Annotated in this window: 16 protein-coding genes and 1 pseudogene; 13 read left to right on the top strand and 4 right to left on the bottom strand. The window is 51.4% G+C overall.

Annotation, left to right across the window (positions count from 1 at the left end):
- Positions 1–2 precede the first annotated feature (2 nt).
- On the top strand, positions 3–2,996 hold the full coding sequence (locus tag AC5JLP_RS31830; protein WP_496071877.1) for a peptidase domain-containing ABC transporter: 2,994 nt from the start codon (positions 3–5) through the stop codon (positions 2,994–2,996).
- 4 nt (positions 2,997–3,000) lie between these two features.
- A complete protein-coding gene (locus tag AC5JLP_RS31825; protein ID WP_496071876.1) occupies positions 3,001–4,581 on the top strand; it encodes a beta-barrel domain-containing protein in 1,581 nt (526 codons plus the stop codon).
- A 120-nt stretch (positions 4,582–4,701) separates the two neighbouring features.
- Here AC5JLP_RS31825 and AC5JLP_RS31820 read toward each other — a convergent pair whose 3' ends face one another.
- Positions 4,702–5,613, bottom strand: a complete 912-nt coding sequence (locus AC5JLP_RS31820) for a pirin family protein (protein ID WP_496071875.1) — start codon at positions 5,611–5,613, stop codon at positions 4,702–4,704.
- A gap of 149 nt (positions 5,614–5,762) precedes the next feature.
- Between AC5JLP_RS31820 and AC5JLP_RS31815 the strand changes: the two genes are divergently transcribed.
- Complete coding sequence (locus AC5JLP_RS31815; RefSeq protein ID WP_496071874.1) at positions 5,763–5,966, top strand: hypothetical protein; 204 nt, start codon at positions 5,763–5,765, stop codon at positions 5,964–5,966.
- On the opposite strand, the gene AC5JLP_RS31810 is transcribed toward AC5JLP_RS31815, so the two are convergent.
- On the bottom strand, positions 5,943–6,818 hold the full coding sequence (locus AC5JLP_RS31810) for a MerR family transcriptional regulator (protein ID WP_496071873.1): 876 nt from the start codon (positions 6,816–6,818) through the stop codon (positions 5,943–5,945). The two genes, AC5JLP_RS31815 and AC5JLP_RS31810, sit on opposite strands and share 24 nt — an antisense overlap.
- Before the next feature lie 253 nt (positions 6,819–7,071).
- Here AC5JLP_RS31810 and AC5JLP_RS31805 point away from each other — a divergent pair, with 253 nt between their 5' ends.
- The 5 genes from AC5JLP_RS31805 (at position 7,072) to AC5JLP_RS31785 (ending at position 9,506) form a co-directional block, all read left to right on the top strand.
- Entirely contained in the window at positions 7,072–7,329 is a 258-nt protein-coding gene (locus tag AC5JLP_RS31805; protein WP_496071872.1) for a hypothetical protein, read from the top strand.
- Complete coding sequence (locus tag AC5JLP_RS31800) at positions 7,319–7,465, top strand: hypothetical protein (protein ID WP_496071871.1); 147 nt, start codon at positions 7,319–7,321, stop codon at positions 7,463–7,465. The genes AC5JLP_RS31805 and AC5JLP_RS31800 overlap by 11 nt, the downstream gene beginning before the upstream one ends.
- Before the next feature lie 161 nt (positions 7,466–7,626).
- Entirely contained in the window at positions 7,627–8,391 is a 765-nt protein-coding gene (locus tag AC5JLP_RS31795) for a DUF4386 domain-containing protein (protein ID WP_496071870.1), read from the top strand.
- A gap of 57 nt (positions 8,392–8,448) precedes the next feature.
- On the top strand, positions 8,449–9,387 hold the full coding sequence (locus AC5JLP_RS31790; protein ID WP_496071869.1) for an SDR family oxidoreductase: 939 nt from the start codon (positions 8,449–8,451) through the stop codon (positions 9,385–9,387).
- Positions 9,384–9,506 (top strand): hypothetical protein, encoded by a 123-nt coding sequence (locus tag AC5JLP_RS31785; RefSeq protein WP_496071868.1) that lies wholly within the window; start codon positions 9,384–9,386, stop codon positions 9,504–9,506. The genes AC5JLP_RS31790 and AC5JLP_RS31785 overlap by 4 nt, the downstream gene beginning before the upstream one ends.
- Before the next feature lie 97 nt (positions 9,507–9,603).
- Here the strand turns inward: AC5JLP_RS31785 and AC5JLP_RS31780 are convergent, their stop codons facing one another.
- Positions 9,604–11,355, bottom strand: coding sequence for an iron uptake porin (locus AC5JLP_RS31780; RefSeq protein ID WP_496071963.1), 1,752 nt, complete (start codon positions 11,353–11,355; stop codon positions 9,604–9,606).
- Positions 11,356–12,044: 689 nt separating this feature from the next.
- Between AC5JLP_RS31780 and AC5JLP_RS31775 the strand changes: the two genes are divergently transcribed.
- Complete coding sequence (locus tag AC5JLP_RS31775; protein ID WP_496071867.1) at positions 12,045–12,626, top strand: beta-class carbonic anhydrase; 582 nt, start codon at positions 12,045–12,047, stop codon at positions 12,624–12,626.
- Positions 12,627–12,728: 102 nt separating this feature from the next.
- On the opposite strand, the pseudogene AC5JLP_RS31770 reads toward AC5JLP_RS31775, so the two are convergent.
- Positions 12,729–13,417, bottom strand: a pseudogene (locus AC5JLP_RS31770) (IS1 family transposase).
- Between the two features lie 419 nt (positions 13,418–13,836).
- Here AC5JLP_RS31770 and AC5JLP_RS31765 point away from each other — a divergent pair.
- The 4 genes from AC5JLP_RS31765 to AC5JLP_RS31750 all read left to right on the top strand — a co-directional run bounded on the left by AC5JLP_RS31765 (position 13,837) and on the right by AC5JLP_RS31750 (position 18,775).
- The gene (locus AC5JLP_RS31765) at positions 13,837–14,649 is read left to right on the top strand and encodes a carbon-nitrogen hydrolase family protein (protein WP_496071866.1); all 813 of its coding nucleotides are present in this window, start codon (positions 13,837–13,839) and stop codon (positions 14,647–14,649) included.
- A gap of 304 nt (positions 14,650–14,953) precedes the next feature.
- Positions 14,954–16,372, top strand: coding sequence for a cation:proton antiporter (locus tag AC5JLP_RS31760; protein ID WP_496071962.1), 1,419 nt, complete (start codon positions 14,954–14,956; stop codon positions 16,370–16,372).
- 213 nt (positions 16,373–16,585) lie between these two features.
- Positions 16,586–16,732 (top strand): hypothetical protein, encoded by a 147-nt coding sequence (locus AC5JLP_RS31755; RefSeq protein ID WP_496071865.1) that lies wholly within the window; start codon positions 16,586–16,588, stop codon positions 16,730–16,732.
- A gap of 234 nt (positions 16,733–16,966) precedes the next feature.
- A complete protein-coding gene (locus AC5JLP_RS31750; RefSeq protein WP_496071864.1) occupies positions 16,967–18,775 on the top strand; it encodes an N-acetylmuramoyl-L-alanine amidase in 1,809 nt (602 codons plus the stop codon).
- Positions 18,776–18,930 lie beyond the last annotated feature (155 nt).

The following is an 18,930-nucleotide window of genomic DNA, read 5'->3' as shown; positions in this document are numbered from 1 at the left end:
CAATGACTTACACCAAGACCAGCATTCAAGAATTTTTAGCAGGCACGTTTCCCTTCAGTTTATTAGCAAGTCAATCCCTCACAGACCTGGTGAGCCATTGCCAACTGCTCCGCTATCGTTTGGGGCAGGTCATGCTGGTACGCGAGACGCTACCAGATCGGATTTCAATTCTTTATGAAGGGCAAGTGCGGTTGATTGGCTATGAACCCAATACGCAGCAGGCTATCACCCTTAAGCGGTTACAACCAGGTGTCCTTCTCGGTTGGGTTGGGGTTTTGCGAAACATCCCCTGCGAAACTGCGATCGCCTCTACCGAAGCTACCTGCATTTCTTTACCAACTGAGCAGTTTTTAGCGCTCTTGCAGCGAGAGCCAGCGGTTGCCAATGAGTTCAACCATCAATGTACGTTGATTGAAGTATTTGAACTGTTGGGTAAGACGTTGAGCCAGCGAGCCGATAGCGAAGCGTTACTCCAATCGGCGGGCGCAGACAATTTACTGGAAATTGTCAACAGGTTGCATCGTGATGCGGTGGTGCGTACACTGCCTCCTGGCAAGACGTCGCTGGCTCATCTGGACAGCGATCGCGAGTGGTTTGTCAGCAGTGGTACCGTCGCCGATTTTGCAGTGGGCAGTGGTCTACAACGCGATCGAAAGACAACTCAGTTGAGCGTAGAAGGTGCAACTACCGCTCGTTTGGTTGGCATTCAGAAAGCCGCTTTACAGGGGTTGCTCACCCAGCCTGACCGTCCGCCAACAAATGCGGCAGTGGATGAGGATGACCGTCCTCCTTATGCTCCAGATCGCGCCTTTAAGCGGGAGATGGCGAAATCACAACGCCGTTCGTTTAAAAAATATCCCTTTGTGCGGGGGCAAGATCCGATCGAGGCGACGATCGCTTGCTTCCAAATGCTTTCACGCTATTGGGAACTGCCGTTTAAACGCGAAGTTGTGCAACGGGTGCTTACCAATCAGCTTGACCGGACTCAATCACTCTCGCTGCAACTGTGTGGTGCGATCGCCGAATTATGTGGGTTGAATGCTCAGCTTGTTGCAGTACCTGTCGAATCCATTAGCCATTTAGCGGTGCCCGCACTCATCCGTTGGCAAGACAGTTTTGCCATTCTGTATGACGTTAGTGAAAAAGAGCTTGTCCTGGCGGTACCAGAATCGGGTCTTTATCGCCAAACGCCCGCTCAATTTGCCGAGAACTGGGGCAAAGAAGGACAGGCGTTACTGCTCAAACCAGCGATGCAATCTTCTCAGCAACCATTCAATCTGCGCTGGTTTCTCCCGTCTCTCGTCCGGTATCGCCGCGTTTTACTGCAAGTCTTAGTCGCCTCCTTCTTTGTGCAAATTCTGGGGCTGGCGAATCCTCTGGTCACTCAACTTATTATCGATAAAGTCATTGTGCAAAACAGTGTCAGCACCCTGCATGTGCTGGGCATTCTGGTCATCATTCTGTCTGCCTTTGAAGGACTCATTTCCAGCCTGAGAACCTATCTGTTTGTAGATACCACCAACCGGATTGATCTCACACTGGGGAGTGTCATTATTGATCACTTGCTTCGCTTGCCCCTCCGCTATTTTGAACGTCGCCCAGTGGGGGAACTCTCTACGCGTGCCAATGAACTGGAAAATATTCGTCAATTTCTGACGGGCACCGCTCTAACGGTTGTCCTCGATGCGGTCTTTTCCGTTGTCTATATTGGCATTATGGCGTTCTACAGTTGGGTGCTGACGTTAGTGGCATTGGCGACAGTGCCCTTGTTTACGGTGCTCACCCTGGTCATTTCACCGACCATTCGCCGTCAATTGCGCGGAAAAGCAGAACGCAATGCGGAAACTCAATCCTTTCTGGTTGAAGTTTTATCTGGTATTCAAACGGTGAAGGCGCAAAATATTGAACTGCGATCGCGCTGGCAGTGGCAGCAGCAATATGCCCGGTATGTAGACGCTGGCTTCAAAACCGTGATTACCTCCACAGCGGCAGGTGCAACGAGTAATTTTCTCAATCAGGTGTCTGGTCTGTTAGTGCTGTGGGCGGGTGCCTATCTGGTGTTGCAAGGGCAACTCACCCTGGGCCAACTCATTGCCTTTCGCATCATTGCAGGCTATGTCACCAGTCCACTTTTGCGTCTGACGCAACTTTGGCAAAACTTTCAAGAGACAGCGCTTTCACTGGAACGGCTCGGTGATATTCTCAACGCAACGCCAGAAGCGGATGCTCTAAATCGACATAACATCCCCATGCCGGAGATGCGAGGGCATGTCACGTATGAGAATGTCACCTTTTCCTTCAATCGGAACAGCCCACCTCAGCTCAGTAATATCAGCCAACGGTTTCAGGCAGGGCAATTTGTCGGCATTGTGGGACAGAGTGGTTCTGGCAAAAGCACCATGACCAAGCTGTTACCGCGCTTGTACGATGTCGATTCTGGACGCATTCTCATTGATGGTTACGATATTGCTAAGGTGGAACTTTACTCGCTGCGACAGCAAATTGGCATGGTCTTGCAGGATACGCTGCTTTTTGATGGCACGGTGCAAGATAATATTGCGCTGACCAATCCTGAAGCGACGACAGAAGACATTATTGCAGCGGCAAAAGTGGCGGCGGCTCACGACTTCATTATGTCGCTGCCCAATGGCTACAACACCCGCGTGGGAGAACGGGGTGCGGGCTTATCTGGAGGGCAACGGCAACGGATTGCGATCGCCCGTACCGTGCTCCAAAACCCGCGTTTACTGATTTTGGATGAAGCAACCAGTGCGCTTGATTATCAATCGGAACGACAGGTGAGTTTGAATCTAACGGATGCCTTTCGAGGCCGCACCGTCTTTTTTATTACCCATCGTCTCAGCACCGTTAAACATGCCGATGTCATTCTACTGCTGGAGCAGGGAGCGATCGTTGAACAGGGAACCCATGAGGAGTTGATCGCTGCCAAGGGACGCTACTACTGCCTCTATCAACAACAGGAAAACCAGTTATAACGCTATGAGACAAGCAACGCTCGACATGGAATGGGTTGAACCCATCCAGTGGTCTAAATCCCTACCAACCGCATTCGCAGCAGCATTACCAGCAACGCTGCCCAATGAGATTCCAGTCGCACCAAAACCATCTGGTGAGTATGGCAAGTACACTCAATCCGTCTCATTGCGGCAATCACCACTCTGGTCAAAAGCCATTTTGTGGGGCTTGATGGGAAGTATTGCTGCGGTCATTGCTTGGGCTTGCATAGCGCAGTTTGAAGAAGCCATTCCCACGCAGGGACAGCTTAAACCACAGGGAGCAGTGAAAGAGGTACAGGCTCCGATCGCGGGAGTTGTGAAAGCGGTCTACGTGAAAGATGGGCAACGGGTGAAGAAGGGCGATCGACTCTTAAGCCTGGATGCTACGGCGGTTAATGCTCAAATCGCTTCACTCACCAAAATCCGAGCGGCCTTGATGCAAGAGAACCGCTTTTATCAACTCCAAATGGCTGGAGGCAATCCGTTGTCCGACCCGGCCTTTGCCAAGCTTCAGATTCCACCCTCGATCGCGGCGTTGACGAAAAAGCGTCTTGCTCTGCTTGCCGAAAACCGCACTGACCGGGCACAGCTCAACGGTTCTATTCAGAGTGGGGAGTTGAGTGCCGATGAAGTTGCCCGCGTTCAGGCGGGGTGGGCAGACCTCATTTCACGTCAGCAGGCAGCTCAATTTGAAACGCATCAATTAGAACGTCAGCGCGAGCAGGCGCAGATTCAGTTGACGGATGCCAAGATGGTGTTGGCAGTGAACCAGAAAATTCTCAATGACATGGAACCGCTAGCCGTGGCAGGGGCGATCGGCCAGGTGCAATATCTCAAGCAAGTGCAGGAAGTGGGCACACGCAAAGCCGAAATTGCACGACTCGCCCAGGAAACATCCCGCTTACAGTTTGCCATTGCTCAATCTCAGGAACAGAAGCAAACCATTTCTGCCCAATCTGAGCGCGATTTACGGATGCGCTTGGCAGACAATGACAAGCAAATTGACGAGATTGATGACCAGTTAAATAAGGCGATCGTGGAGAACGAGAAGCGTCTGGCTGAGATTGATAGCGATATGAGCCAGGCTCAAGTGTCTCTAAAGTATCAGGAACTCGTGGCTCCCACGGATGGTGTCATTTTTGATCTTCAGGCACGATCACCTGGTTTTGTCGCTCAAGCTAGCCAACCCATGCTAAAAGTGGTTCCAGATGATTCCCTGACAGCAGAAGTCTTTATCACCAATCAAGATATTGGGTTTGTGCAACAAGGCATGAAAGTTGATGTTCGGGTCGATTCCTTTCCTTACAGTGAATTTGGCGACATCAAAGGAGAACTTGTTTGGATAGGTTCTGATGCACTTCCCCCAACGGAAACCCGCCGCTTTTACAGCTTCCCTGCCAGGGTGCGGCTCGATCGTCAATCTTTATCCGTGCAGCAACGAGATATTCTGTTGCAGTCGGGAATGTCGATTCAGGCCAATATCAAACTGCGGAAGCGATCGGTGATGAGTATCTTAACCGAGTTGTTTACCAAGCAAGTTGATAGCCTTGAGTCGGTACGCTAGGTTTCATCCCAAAGCTACGAGCGTCCGAAGCCACGAGCGTGTCCTGAGCCAATCTGTAACGACAGAATTTCTTTCAGTCGATGAGATTCGCTGTGATGGGGTGCGTTGTGATGGGTCGCGCTACATGGGCTGTTCTGTGGGGCGGGGCGGTTCCTGGGGCAAGGGAATGAACTCTGTTTCCTGAGGGACTGATTCAAACCGCCCGTTCTGCCAATCTTGTTTGGCCTGCTCAATACGATCAAGGCGGCTGGAGACAAAATTCCACCACTTATGCCGTTCGCCCAGCGGCTCACCGCCTACGATGATACAACGAGCCCTGCGATCGGCAGAAACACGATCAGTAGAAACCTTAACGGGTGTACCAGAGGCGAGAACGACGAGCCGATGCTGCTCTAGTGGGGCATCGTTGAGGTAAAGTCCTTCTGTGACGCTGTAAACCGCTTGCTCTTTGTAGTCAGCAGGCAATGTAAATTGCGTTTCAGGAGCCAGTTGTACATCCACATACAGCATGGGCGAAAACGTCTGCACAGGAGATGTGTGACCAAACGCTTCACCAGCAATTAGAGTAAACGAAGCTCCATCCTCTTCCCAACTTGGCAACGTGTTGGCTGGGTGATGCCGAAACCAGGGCTCTGTTTCTTCATGTTCGTCGGGAAGTGCCACCCAGGTCTGGATGCCATGCAGAATGGCTTCTTGGCTGCGATCGTCATCAGGACTGCGCTCGGAGTGCACAATCCCTCGTCCAGCCGTCATCCAGTTCACTGCACCAGGCCGAATTTCCTGCACGCTGCCCACGCTGTCGCGGTGCAATAACACGCCTTCAAACAGATAGGTGACGGTTGCTAAGTTGATATGAGGATGGGGCCGCACATCAACGCCTTTGCCCGGTGGAAAGACGGCTGGACCAAGATGATCAAAGAAGATGAAAGGTCCAACCGTCGTGAAAACATTTGAGGGAAGCAGGCGACGGGCTTGAAACCCGCCTAAATCCTGAACGTGCGGCTCAATGATGTGTTGAATGCCAGCGGTCATAGTAAGTCTGCATAGGGTTATTGGACACCATCAGCGCGAAGACAGCCCTCGATCGCAGGGTCGATTGACTGCATCCAGCCACACATAGGGAAATGGCGCTGAAATAAGCAAAAGTTAGCCCTCTGAATCCCCCAAGTCTAGGGGACTTTATGGTTCGGCTCCCCCAGATTTTGGGGTTGGGGGGCGGATCGTTCCGTCAGTACTATTCACCTATAGGGCATTTTAACGGGAAACAGGGTGCGGAGACAGGTGCGATCGCAGGATTGGCGAACGGCCATCACGTTTTTTGCAACCCTGGAGCGGTGAATGGTTTATGCACTGGCTGTTGTTCAACGTTTGACTGGAATTTGTAATTCTATGACAACCGCATCAAAATCAACCTTGGGATTGCAATCCCATACCGCTCCCACTTGTTCAAACTCGCGTCCAAATAAATGGATTTCTCGGTAAGGGCCATCAGCAGCATATCCATTCTCACCCATCCAGGTAAATAATTCGATCACCCCTTGCCCGATTTCGCACATTTTACCGTGACGCGTCAGACTCGCCATTGTTTGTACCGCAGGCAGTTCATGGCAGTAGACTTGTTCATTTGCACCCATGAGCGTTGATGGAATGGCGGCTTGATCGATCGCAACTGCCATTTCCATATCAATCGCTTGTTCCGTATACTCAGCATTATGATAGATTGCCATTTCTGGTTCACCAGCTTTAAGGCGATGTTGCTTGAGCCAGGTATACACATCTGCATACATACGGCTGCGATAGGGAATCATATCGGTCAGATCAGGAAGAATTTGGCGAGCCGCTGCAACAAACTGTGGCTCAACGCGCTTCAACACAACCTCGTAATCGGCTAATTTACCTTCACGCTCAATTTGCCTGAGCCGTGCCTCAACCTGGGTTAGTTTCGTCAACCCTGCCTGAACCTGTTGCTCAATCTCGGCCTGTCTCAGTGTCAGCATGGCCCGCAATTCCACAACGGTGAGATCTTTATCTACCAGATCTTTAATTTGAGTGAGTGAGAAGCCTAAATCCTTGAGCGCCAGAATGCGATTGAGACGCGGCAATTGATCGACCGAGTAGTAGCGGTAGTCTGTAAAGCGATCGACCTTGAGCGGCTGAAACAAAGCCATTTCTTCGTAGTACCGCAAGGTTCGCACCGATACCTGGGCCAGTCGTGAAAAATCGCCAATTCTGAGCATGAGCAAGCTCCTGTAATCAAAAAACGAAACGCACTGTTTATGGCACGTGTGCTTTAGACCATAAACCCTAACGCCACGTGAGTGTCAATGGGTTGGAGGCAAAAAAGGCCAACGCTGATTGGGTTGACTCTAACGCTACGTCAGAGTGCATAGTTTCTCATGTAGACGCTTTGAACACATTTTGAACACGCTACTCCGCGATGGAAGCAGTCGTGTGAGCGCTATCTCAACTGTTGCTTTAAGGAATCCAATCATGGTTCACGCTGCTCTTTTTCAACGGCTTGGTCAATCCATTCTGATCACGACAGGCATTATGGCGGTTAATCATACCTTGCCTCAGCCTGTACAAGCTCAGGAGCGTCTCTGTCAGCGATTGCCTCAAAGCGCTCTGTGCCAGGAACAGCGATTGCCCAATTCTGCTAACGATCGCTCAGCTCAACCATTGCAGGTTATCCAACCGACGTTGGATGCAGTCAGCAAGCATCTATGGAACTTCAACAATGAAGACTAAAAAACCAAAGCTATTACCGACCCTCATTTGCTTTGCGATCGTGGGACTTTGGGCGATCGTGCTTCCCTATCCAAAGTTTGACGTTTTACCCTTAATGGGCAATACAGCCAGTGAATCAGCATTCTCTTCAAAGTGAATGGATGCGTCCTGGTTCAATCTACTGGTTAGGGAGCGATCGCCCCTGATCGTACAAAGCTTGCCTTGCGCGACTTCAACTGCTAGCACGATCGTCCTTCCAATACTGACCATTCAGTTCACTCGCATTCACTACACCCTGGAAACAACACCAATAGTCCTATGACTGTCCCGTTTGCCATCAACCACTACATGGGTACGAACAGCGTGATCAATCCTCTCCCTTCCTTCCCTCAAAAATTTCTCTATCGCACTACCGGATGCGTGTTGATTATTGAAAGTCTGCTGCTTTTTGCACCTGTTGCCATTTTAGGCAGCGCCATTAACTGGCCTCAAAGTTTGAGTGCTCCAGCAGATGTCATGCTACCGCTGTTAACGCAACAGGCCGCAGCCGTCAGACTGGGCTATCTGCTTTACCTGCTTTACTCAATCCTCTTTTGGGTCGTGGCTCTAGCACTGGTTCGCCTGTTGAGTCATGAAGAAGCGTATGCCACCTGGCTGCGTGTTGCGGCTGGCTTTGGCATTGCTTCAACGATCGCTCGCTGCTTAGGCATTATTCGTTGGCTCGCTGCCATGCCAGCCTTGGCAACCCTGTATGTCAATCCCGCCACATCCAGCCAAACTCGTGATGCGATCGCGGTCGTGTATCGCGTGCTGAATGATTACGCTGGGTCGATTGGTGAAGTGCTGGGCGTGAGTTTATTTGCCGCACCCTGGTTGGCGATCGTGTCGTTGATCATTCTGCAAACGAGGCGCTTACCGCGCTGGCTAGGCTTCTTTGGACTGGTATCCGCCACGCTGTTAGCCCTGCAAGTAGCCGAATTATTTGGAGTGGATCTGGGCGCATTCATCACGGTGTCGGTGAGTGTGCTGCAACTCTGGTTTTTGCTCACTGGGATTGTAGTACTGCGCCGCACGCCACGCTAAAGCCTTTCATTGTTGATCTCATTGTTGAAAAGAACATCTTGTTGAAAAAAGGAAGCCATGAAAACAGAACTCCATGTCATTTTTGGGACGGGACCGTTGGGTCAAGCGGTGATGCGCGAATTGCTAACTCGTCCAGTGCGGATTCGGATGGTCAATCGCAGCGGACAGGCCACTGTGCCTGAAGAGGTTGAAGTCATTGCGGCTGATGTTTATGACCTCAAGAATACCCGTGCAGTGACGCAAGATGCCGCCGTTGTGTATCAATGTGCTCAACCTCCTTACACCCAATGGCCTACCTTGTTCCCGAAACTGCAAGCCAGTATTGTACAAGGGGCGGCTGTCAGCGGTGCCAAATTGGTTGTGGCAGATAACCTCTATATGTATGGAGCCGTTAATGGCTTGCTCCGAGAAGATTTACCCAATGCGGCTACAACCCGCAAGGGACGTACGCGTGCTCAAATGTCAGAAGCCTTGCTCACAGCCCATCAACAGGGTTTAGTGCGTGTTGCGATCGCGCGCGGGTCGGACTTTTATGGCCCTGGTGTCTTAGGCTCTGTGATGGGCGATCGCGTCTTTCCAGCCATCTTAACGGGGAAAACGGCTGCTGCCGTAGGTGATTTGGATGTACCTCACACTTATACCTTTATTGACGACTTTGGCAAAGCATTAGTCGCCCTTGGAGAGCAGGAAGCAGCCCTGGGGCAGATCTGGCATGTTCCCAATGCTGAAACCCTTACAACGCGTCAGTTTCTCACGTTGGCATTTAAAGAAGCTGGGCATACACCCAAAATGAGCGGTATGGGAAAATTCATGACGCGAATTGCTGGACTGTTTATTCCCGAAGCACAGGAAACCGTTGAAATGATGTATGAATTTGAGCAGCCATTTGTCGTGAATCACAACAAATACGTGCAAGCATTCGGCAATCACGCAACACCTTTACACACTGCAATCAGAGCCACATTAGATTGGTATCGTCGGCATCTAAATTTGTGATGGCTTTGGTGCGATCGTCGATCGCCTGCCAAAACTCCTCTGCACGATCGCCATCCCCTTTAAGCCGTGAGCCTCATCTTGCAAGCAACAATCAGCCGTTAGCCATCATCAAAAGCTAACGGCTGACGGCTGACAGCTAACACCGATTCAAATAGATTTCACGACAGATCCATCTGTAGGGCCGTTATATGTAACCCCTACAGATGGATCGGCAAGCTAGAACGTAAACGTGGTACGAATGACAGGCACATAAACGGTAGAACTACTGCTCAACTCTTCGGCATTGAAAATGACAAATAAGCCTGGAGTGACGCTAATGTTGTCGCTCAACTTGAAGTTGAAGAAGCCTTCCACCTGATACGGCGTGCGGTTGCCCGGATCAAACGCGCGTCCACTCGTGCTAACGCGAGACAACGGTTGCCCAAAGATGAGACCTGCCGTACTTCCCTTGCGGAGCAGATCGTTTGCCTGTATGCCAACCTGCCAGCTCAAGAAATTGGTTGAGGCATCAACATCCACCAAACTGCTAAAGATATAAGAGAATGAGCCTGCCAGCGAAAACTGTGGTGAAAGCCTAAAAGCAGCGGTTAGGCCCAGCGTATCTAACGTAATACCCTGATTAATGACAGCCCCTGTAGCGCCCAGACCCGCTCCCCGACGCGCAATTTCACCTGCCGTTGGTGTAAACACGACAGAACCAATATCAGAAGCAGCCAGTCCTGTTCCTAAGATATTAATCTGGTGGTAGCTATGGGCGTAGTTCAACGCAATGTCCAGACTTTTAGAAGGCTTTACGGTTAACTGTGCCGCTGCAATGTAGCTACCGTCAAAAAGGCCAGAACCCAACGGTGTACCTGGAAAGCCTGCATTATTTGGCAGACTAGCTGACGTTACACCGTAGAGCGCCCGAAGGTCGATCGCGTCTGACAGGTTCAAAATAAGACCCGCCGCCGAGTCTAGACCCGTTTGCGAGGTGCCTCCCGAAACTCGCTGCGCCGCTGGAAGGGTCGCAAAACGAGAAAGTGCCCCCTGCCCTTCACTTGACCACGGCAAAATGGATGGAAACGCATCCGATACTTCTGCACTGGTGCCAATGAACGCTGTCACTTTGTTCGCAACAGGAAAGATGTAGAGTAGTTTATAGAGATCCACTCGATTGTTGCCTCGTCCACCCGTTAAGTTTTGGGGGTTGGTTTCAGGAAACTGAGGGGCATAGCCTAAATAAACCTGGCTAGCGTTACCGAAGACCGGATCACCGTAGCCCAAAGTGCCGCCCAAACTGCCCGACCCACCTAACAGTGCGCTTGGCCCTTGCCCAAAGTTATAGGCTTGCAACCCTGTAATCAGCAAATCTTTCCCTGTAAAGCTGGTCGTCAAATTCAGCCGCAGTCGATCGTTAAACACAGGCTGAGCATCTTTGAAACCAGGCGCTGCACCATACGCGCTAGCTAAACTAAAAATCACTTCACCATTCAGCTTAGTCGTGGTAGAGAATTGCTGCTTTTCTAGCGTGGCGGTACGCGCTTCCAGCGCACCGACCCGTCCTCGCAACGTGGCTAGTTCGGCGGCAAATTCTTCTTGCAGTTTTTGCAGCGCAACCAGATCTTCTTTTCTCGCCAGGTCAGCCGTGCCTGCTGCAATCAGTTCATTCACCCGATCGAGGCACGCATTCAAACCCGCCGCAAATTCATAGCGCGTGAGAGCACGATTACCCCGAAAGGTTTTGTCTGGATAGCCAACAATGCAACCATAGCGCTCAACCAGTGACTGCAATGCCTGAAATGCCCAGTCGGTTGGTTTCACATCCGATAGCTGAGACACGGAGGTGACTTGTGCCATCGGTTCGGTGTCCGAAGCGGTTGCAGTAGAAACATCCTTCAGCGGCGTAGTGACATCGCTGCTCGCTTGTAGTTGGGCCTCAATGCGACTCAAGGGAGGGGTGGTTTTGGGTACGTTGATGGTACTCATGGGTATCGCCGCGATCGCGGCATCAATCCCAAACGGTGACATCCCCATCAGCAAGCCTAAAAAGCCCCATCGCTTCATGGCAATCAATCCACTCAAAAGCCCTCGATCCTGGTTCACAAACATTCCTCACGCTCTAAGTTCAACTTGCTTTGCAAAACGGTTGTTAACGCTACATTTCGCTCTAGATCAAACTATATTGCGAAGCTGAGATAATGAAAAATAAATGTATTTTTGCTTATCAATAGACTAAAATCTATTCTCTATTGCCTGTTACTGGGTGTGTTCTTTGAGCAAGTAGGCGATCGCGGTGAATCGCTAGGACAGAAAGCGGAAGTATATACTCTGCTTTCTGCAACGCAAGCTGTAGATGCAAAGACCCTTTCGATTTGCTGTGTTTTTATAGGACTGAGTGCGCTGTAGGTAATCTTGAGACGCAGTAAACCCTGTACACATATCGGAAAACCGTTGTATAGTCGTTCGCAGAGGTGACTGAAGCAACTATTGAGACGATCGCCAACTGTTTTTGGGCTTAGGAACGAGAATTAATTAAAGTGTGATCTTGGAGTACGGGCGCACGGCAGTGCGTCCCCTACAGAACAGCTCACTCGTCGAAGTTATTTAAGCTGCGATCCTTAGCTATAGCGTTGGCACCTGCACACCTTTCTCATGTTCAAACGTGGAGCCAAACAATGAGCCAAATCCTGGCAGAAGTCCTTTCAGCAAATCGCGCCTATGCTGAAAACTTTGGGGACAAAGGAAAACTTACCATTCCCCCAGCCCGTCATTTCACAATTCTCACCTGCATGGATGCACGGCTTGATCCTGCTCAATATGCAGGGTTAGCAGAGGGGGATGCGCATATTATTCGCAATGCGGGTGGACGTGCCAGCGACGATGCTATTCGCTCTTTAGTCATTTCCTACAAGCTACTGGGCACCCGTGAATGGTTTGTCATTCACCACAGTGACTGCGGCATGGCGCTGTTTACTGACGATATTATTCGCAGATTGCTGGCAAGCAGTTTAAAGACGGCTGTGATTGATGAGCAGGGCTGGCAAGATGTGGGCGAAGGGCCAGGATCAATAGAAGCCGAGTATATTGACTGGCTGACGTTCAAAGATTTGTCCCGCAGCGTTTATGATGACGTGAAGCGAATTCGCAATCACCCCTTAGTGCCCCATCAAATTCCCATTTATGGTTTTATTTATGACGTTAGAACTGGGAAGCTGACTGAGGTACCCGAAGCAACTGAGGTTGGCAAGGCGTTGTAGCCGTAGCTAAACACATTCTGTTGGTATTGCGGGGAATGCTGAGTTAAACCTAAGCTGGACTGCGCTACTAGGTGGTCGGCGTTGGTAAATGAGGAGATGAATTTAGGCAGGCACAGGCACATCCCCAAACTTGAGGTATGTGGATTAACAATCGGACAGAATGCGTGAGCATTTCAACCGGGTTGGAGTAGCACAACATTTTGCGATGTCACCGTGTAGATAATGGCGCAGACGAGTACTGTCGTCTTCCACAAGGGTCATGTAAGCCTTACTGACAATCTGATCTCCTGGCGGAATAAACCCTGGGTTAGACAGGGTTGCCATTACTCACCCAGCAGTAGCATTGCCAAACTGAGATCGCGTTCCATCAGGTCGAAAGGTTTGGGCGCTATGATCGCCGATCGCCCATCCAAGGACTCCAGGCTGAAAGTGATTCACTACCGTCCAAATCCACACCTTGCTTTCCTTCTTGCCGACAAACGTTTCCAGTTCATCCAGTTCCCTCAGTGGGGGAATCTGCTTTAGGCCATAGCTATCCGGTAACTGTTCCCCCGAAGCTTCAATCCAGTTCAAAATGGTCGGGTGCGCAATCTCGGTGACACGGCTAATCCCTCGCACTCCCATGGCATCGGGCACATCTTCAGGCATAGCCGCTTCACGTCGTCACTGTAGCCGCGATGCTCATACTGGTTGAGCAACTGCCACCAACAGCTCATACAGATATAGTTTTGTTTGGTCTGGCGCTGCCCATTCTTGCGAATATGAGTGCCACCACAGTCGGGACATTCCATTGGCTTTGCACTCCCACTCTAACTGACATTATTCTCCATCCTGTCTAGGCGTTAAAATCTGAAGTTCATCTGCTAATTCACCAACGCTGCGACGACAACGCCAAGCAGAGAGACTAGTCATGTTGATGTGAACCGAGTCAGCACGGAGTGATGAGTGAGTATTGGCACAGGCGTTCGATACAATGGCGTGGTATGAGCGACAGTAACCGATTCAACGTGTGGGGGATCAATTTCGGAACAGGCCTGATCCCGATCGCGTAAAGAGATGTGTGCAGGCAAACATTCTCAAGCATTGCGGGGCAAACCTGGTTTTAAATAGTAATGAGGGGTTTCAAGTCATTGGAGCAACCAACACTAAACGCGGTTACACTCCAATAAACTTGAACCTATGATTTTTAGCTGCGATTTGAGTTGAGCCTATGAAGTCTTATCTGGCGGCTGCTGTGCAAATGACCAGCCTGCCCAATCTCGAAAAAAATTTAATCCAGGCGGAGGAATTAATTGACCTGGCAGTCCGTCAGGGTGCTGACCTAGTTGCCCTACCCGAAAATTTCCCGTTTTTAGGTGACGAACACGAAAAACTAGCTCAGGCAGAGGCGATCGCAGTTGCCAGCGAAAAATTTCTCAAGACGATGGCACAACGTTTTCAGGTAACTCTGCTGGGCGGCGGTTTTCCAGTGCCCGTTGGAAACGGCAAGGTGTACAACACGGCGCTACTTATTGGTCCAAATGGGGAAGAACTGGCACGCTACGAAAAAGTACACCTGTTTGATGTCAACGTGCCAGATGGTAACACCTATCAAGAATCCGGCACTGTGCTGGCAGGTGTACGACTACCGCCCGTGTATCCGTCTAAAGAACTGGGCAATCTGGGGTTATCTGTTTGCTACGATGTGCGCTTTCCAGAACTTTACCGTCATCTCGCTCAAATGGGTGCGGAGGTGCTGTTTGTACCAGCGGCGTTTACCGCATTTACCGGAAAAGACCACTGGCAAGTGTTGCTTCAAGCGCGGGCGATCGAAAACACCTGCTACGTGCTGGCTCCGGCCCAGACAGGACGGCACTACGCCATGCGTCAAACTCACGGACACGCGATGGTTATTGACCCCTGGGGAATGGTGCTAGCAGATGCAGGCGACGAACCAGGCGTGGCGATCGCCGCGATCGAACCTTCTCGCTTGGTACAGGTGCGTCGCCAAATGCCGTCGTTGCAGCATCGAGTGTTTGTGTAGGGAGGAGAGAGGGGCAGAGGAGGCAGAGGGAGCGGAGGAAGCGGAGGAAGCTAGGTTTGAGTTGATTTAGCAGAGCTTTCTTCTTTCTTCAAAAAACTAGCTTCCTTCTACTCTTCCCTGCTTCCTCCGCCTTCTTCTGCTTCCCCCCGCCTTCCTCCCCGCTTCCCCTGCCCTCCCTTGCTTCCCCCGCCTGCTTAACCTTCTGCAATAGAAACTGTACATTGGTAAGGAACATTTTCCCCAGGGGCCAATGGTAGGTTTCATGACTTGGTTGACCGTTCCGGTGTTGTTTGATGGTGCTTCAATGCCGCTCGGCCATTCTTTGCTGGCGGCAGCGGTTGAGGCAGCAAACGGCTCTCTAGTGCTGGCTGGGGTGCTGTTAAGCTTGGTGGTCATCTTTCTGGCAAGCAAGATTGGGGGTGAGTTGTGCGATCGCATTAACCTACCCCCTGTTCTAGGAGAGTTGGTCGGTGGGGTTGTTGTCGGGGTGTCTGCTTTCCGGCTGCTCGTGTTTCCGGGCAGTGGTGAAGACGGCAGCCACTCACTGATTATGGGTTTGATGCAACTGACGGCAAACCTAAGCCCAGATGCATTGACATCTGTGTTTCAGGCGCAGAGCGAAGTTATTTCCGTCTTGTCAGAACTGGGTGTGATCATTCTGCTATTCGAGATTGGCTTGCAGTCTGACCTTAAAGAACTCTTGCGAGTCGGGCCACAGGCAACGCTGGTGGCAGTGGTTGGGGTTGTGGTTCCCTTTGCTTGCGGTACGATCGGGCTAAGCCTGATCTTCGGGATTCCCACCATACCAGCAATTTTTGCTGGAGCCGCGTTGACCGCAACGAGTATTGGCATCACGGCAAAAGTGCTCGCTGAGATGCAGCGCTTGAGTACTCCTGAAGGACAGATCATCATTGGCGCAGCGGTGATGGATGATGTGCTGGGCATCATTGTGCTGGCAGTGGTTGCTAGCCTTGCACGCGATGGCTCGGTGGAACTCACGAAAGTGGCTTACCTGATTGTGAGCGCGGGTGTGTTTTTGGTCGGTGCCATTCTGGTCGGGCGTTTGCTCAGCCCACTGTTTGTGGCACTCGTCAACGGCATGAAAACGCGGGGTCAACTGCTGTTGGTCTCTCTGATCTTTGCGTTTATCCTGGCGTACATTGCGGCGGTTATTCAGCTAGAAGCCATTTTGGGTGCCTTCGCAGCAGGGCTGGTGCTGGCAGAAACAGAGAAACAACGGGAGCTAGAGGAAAAGGTGGTTCCGATCGCCGATATGCTCACACCTGTGTTTTTTGTGGTAGTGGGTGCCCGTACCGATCTGAGCGTGCTAAATCCACTGGTGCCGGAGAATCGCCCTGGGCTGATTATTGCGACATTCTTGCTCGTTGTGGCGATTTTGGGCAAAGTGGTAACGGGTCTCAGCGTGTTTGGTGTACCTGGCGTGAATCGACTGGCGATCGGGGTGGGCATGATTCCACGAGGGGAAGTGGGACTTGTGTTTGCAGCGGTTGGCTCTGAGAGTGGCGTGCTTTCTAAACCACTGGAAGCTGCCGTCATCGTCATGGTGATTTTGACGACGTTCCTCGCGCCACCATTGCTGCGGCTTGTGTTTGCTCAGTCCGATCGAGCGGGTATGGGCCGTGGGGAGCCAGATCTCGCTCAGGCAATCACGTTAAATCCGGGCTTAGTGGATTTAGAAAGCGTTGAGTCAGAATCAAAGTAGCGTAGAAATTCCGATCGCACACTTGATCCATCGAGTATATTCTTACAGCAGTTTTGTGTGGCGGGTACCCTCGTTTTGACACAACTGATACTCGGTAGCGTCTGGTTACCGCTGTTTCAGATTTTGCTCAGGGCGAGAACAATCGCGGTATAGGCTGCTAAGGGTGTGATCACTCTTCCGATGTCTCTGGTGAGCAGAAAATTCTCTTTGGGCATGAAACTAACGACTCAAATTTGCGTCAGGCACCTGTACGCGCCGATTGTCTGGCAGTCAATTGTCTGGCAGTGGTGGCGCGACGAAGGCAACGATTACAGCTTCAAAATTGACCGGATTTATGGTTTAACGGAGCGGAGTTGTTGAATTGAAGCCCCAATTAGCACACGCGATCGCTGGTTCTGTACACCGCAGTTGTTGCGAACCACAGTTGTTGCGATCGCAAACAAGACACCCTCATCGACACATTGACGATCGTCTTCGCTCTGTACGGTGAAGCGGGTGTGAGGAGACCAAGTTGTGAACTGTTCCTGGCTGATATCCAGCTTTTTGAGAACCAGCTTTTTGAGAACTAGCTTTCTGAAAATTTGACGAGATACCGTGAAACACCTTCCCCATTTTCTGCTCGCTGCAACGTCCCTCCTACTCCTCGCAGCTCCGGCTCATGCCTCGCGGCTAGAATCGTGGCGGTTCGACTCTAACCGCAACCAGTTAGAATTCACCACCGATGAAGATGTACAGCCTAAAGCACAGCTAATTTCTGACCCAACCCGGCTCGTGATTGATTTGCCAGGGGTCATTTTGGGTCGTCCCGCCTCCACCCAGTCTTACGGTGGGGCAATTCGGTCTGTGCGATTGGGGCAGTTCGATCGCAGTGCCGCACGACTGGTTGTAGAGCTAGCACCGGGCTACACGATCGATCCCAATCAAGTGCGGTTTCGCGGCATTACAGCGCGACAGTGGACGGTACAGCTACCAACACCACAACTTTTACCGCCTGATACAACGGCTACTGCACCATCCGGAGGCTTGACTGGCGGCAGTAATCAGTCCAGCACCTCTACTCAAATTCAGGGTGTACGAGTCACGCCCGACGGTATCTTTGTTCGTACCAATGGTGGGTCGCCAACTCTGGATGTGCGCCGTAGTAGCGATCGTGGTCAGATTACTATTGATGTGCAGGGCGCAACGCTTGCCTTGGCAGCCCCCCGTGACGTGCTAGTCAACCGTTTAGGTGTAAATCGCGTCACGCTAAGCCAGCAGCAAGCATCGCCACCTGTTGCCCGGATTACTCTCAACGTCGATCAAGCCAGCCCCGATTGGCAAGCCAGCACCAGCAGCGTAGGTGGGTTAGTGTTGCTTCCCACCAGTAAAGTGGCGTCGAGTGGTGAAGGCAATACGACCCCTGCTCCCGTGCTTCGCCCAGGGGCACTGGCTACGATCGAATCGATTGCGTTGGAAAACAACGATTCTCAGCTTGTGGTTCGTGCTAGCCAGCCGTTGAAGTACACCACAGGATGGGATCGTACCACTGGTGCGTATCGCGTCACAATCAACTCTGCTCAGCTAGCCAAGAACGTTAAGGGGCCTCAACTTGAAGCCTCCAGTCCGGTACTCAAGTTGCGACTGCGACAAGAAACGGCCAACACGGCTGTGATTTTGGTGACGCCAGCTTCAGGTGTGCTCATTAGCGATCTGAATCAACCGAGCCAGCAATCGTTAGCACTGCAACTCCAACGCAGTCGATCGCCCGTTGCTGCTCAGCCCAATCCCTCTGCCAATATTCCTGTACCAGTTGCCCCCCGCACCGATCCAGTGCCGCCACAGCCGAGCTATCCTAACCCTGACCCACCCAGAGCAACGAATGGACGGCCTGTTGTCATTATCGATCCAGGGCATGGTGGCCCTGATCCGGGCGCGATCGGCATTGGTGGCTTGCAAGAAAAAGGTATTGTGCTGGATATTGGGCAGAAAGTTGCGGCCATTCTTGAGCGGCAAGGCGTACAGGCTGTGATTACTCGTCCGGACGATCGCGATCTCGATCTGGAACCACGTGTTCAACTGGCAGAACGGATTAATGCCACTGTGTTTGTCAGTATCCATGCCAATTCTATCAACCTGAGCCGACAAGATATTAGCGGCTTAGAAACCTACTACTATCAAAGCGGACTGAACCTAGCTCGCACCATTCACCAAAGCGTGCTCGAAGGCACGGGCATTCAAGATCGAGGCGTGCGATCGGCTCGCTTCTACGTGCTGCGCAAAACGTCAATGCCGTCCGTGCTAGTAGAAGTGGGCTTTGTCACGGGACGTGATGATGCGGCTAAGCTGTCGGATGCCAACTACCGCACCCAGATGGCAAACGCGATCGCCCGTGGGATCTTGCGGTATCTTGGGCGCAGCTCGTAGCTGGGTAAATGGTAAACTTTGCAAATTGTAAAATCTGTGAGAATTTAAGAGTTCATACAGCAGTTTGCAAGCTAACCAGCCACCGTCCCATCAAGACGGGTAGCGGGTTTAGGGTCTTGGATGGGGTGAATACCCATGAAACTAGCTGTAAGTGT

Source organism: Stenomitos rutilans (assembly GCF_059505485.1).
This window is presented reverse-complemented; position numbering and strand designations above follow the sequence as displayed.

What these genes read in the sequence shown, in the direction of transcription:
- AC5JLP_RS31815 (WP_496071874.1), top strand. Translation starts at nt 5,763, where the DNA reads ATGGTTCGGCTCCCCCAGATTTTGGGGTTGGGGGGCGGATCGTTCCGT.
- AC5JLP_RS31800 (WP_496071871.1), top strand. Translation starts at nt 7,319, where the DNA reads ATGAAGACTAAAAAACCAAAGCTATTACCGACCCTCATTTGCTTTGCG.
- AC5JLP_RS31760 (WP_496071962.1), top strand. Translation starts at nt 14,954, where the DNA reads ATGCCGCTCGGCCATTCTTTGCTGGCGGCAGCGGTTGAGGCAGCAAAC.
- AC5JLP_RS31755 (WP_496071865.1), top strand. Translation starts at nt 16,586, where the DNA reads ATGAAACTAACGACTCAAATTTGCGTCAGGCACCTGTACGCGCCGATT.
- AC5JLP_RS31810 (WP_496071873.1), bottom strand. Translation starts at nt 6,818, where the DNA reads ATGCTCAGAATTGGCGATTTTTCACGACTGGCCCAGGTATCGGTGCGA.
- AC5JLP_RS31780 (WP_496071963.1), bottom strand. Translation starts at nt 11,355, where the DNA reads ATGAGTACCATCAACGTACCCAAAACCACCCCTCCCTTGAGTCGCATT.
- AC5JLP_RS31830 (WP_496071877.1), top strand. Translation starts at nt 3, where the DNA reads ATGACTTACACCAAGACCAGCATTCAAGAATTTTTAGCAGGCACGTTT.
- AC5JLP_RS31805 (WP_496071872.1), top strand. Translation starts at nt 7,072, where the DNA reads ATGGTTCACGCTGCTCTTTTTCAACGGCTTGGTCAATCCATTCTGATC.
- AC5JLP_RS31795 (WP_496071870.1), top strand. Translation starts at nt 7,627, where the DNA reads ATGACTGTCCCGTTTGCCATCAACCACTACATGGGTACGAACAGCGTG.
- AC5JLP_RS31790 (WP_496071869.1), top strand. Translation starts at nt 8,449, where the DNA reads ATGAAAACAGAACTCCATGTCATTTTTGGGACGGGACCGTTGGGTCAA.
- AC5JLP_RS31775 (WP_496071867.1), top strand. Translation starts at nt 12,045, where the DNA reads ATGAGCCAAATCCTGGCAGAAGTCCTTTCAGCAAATCGCGCCTATGCT.
- AC5JLP_RS31825 (WP_496071876.1), top strand. Translation starts at nt 3,001, where the DNA reads ATGAGACAAGCAACGCTCGACATGGAATGGGTTGAACCCATCCAGTGG.
- AC5JLP_RS31820 (WP_496071875.1), bottom strand. Translation starts at nt 5,613, where the DNA reads ATGACCGCTGGCATTCAACACATCATTGAGCCGCACGTTCAGGATTTA.
- AC5JLP_RS31765 (WP_496071866.1), top strand. Translation starts at nt 13,837, where the DNA reads ATGAAGTCTTATCTGGCGGCTGCTGTGCAAATGACCAGCCTGCCCAAT.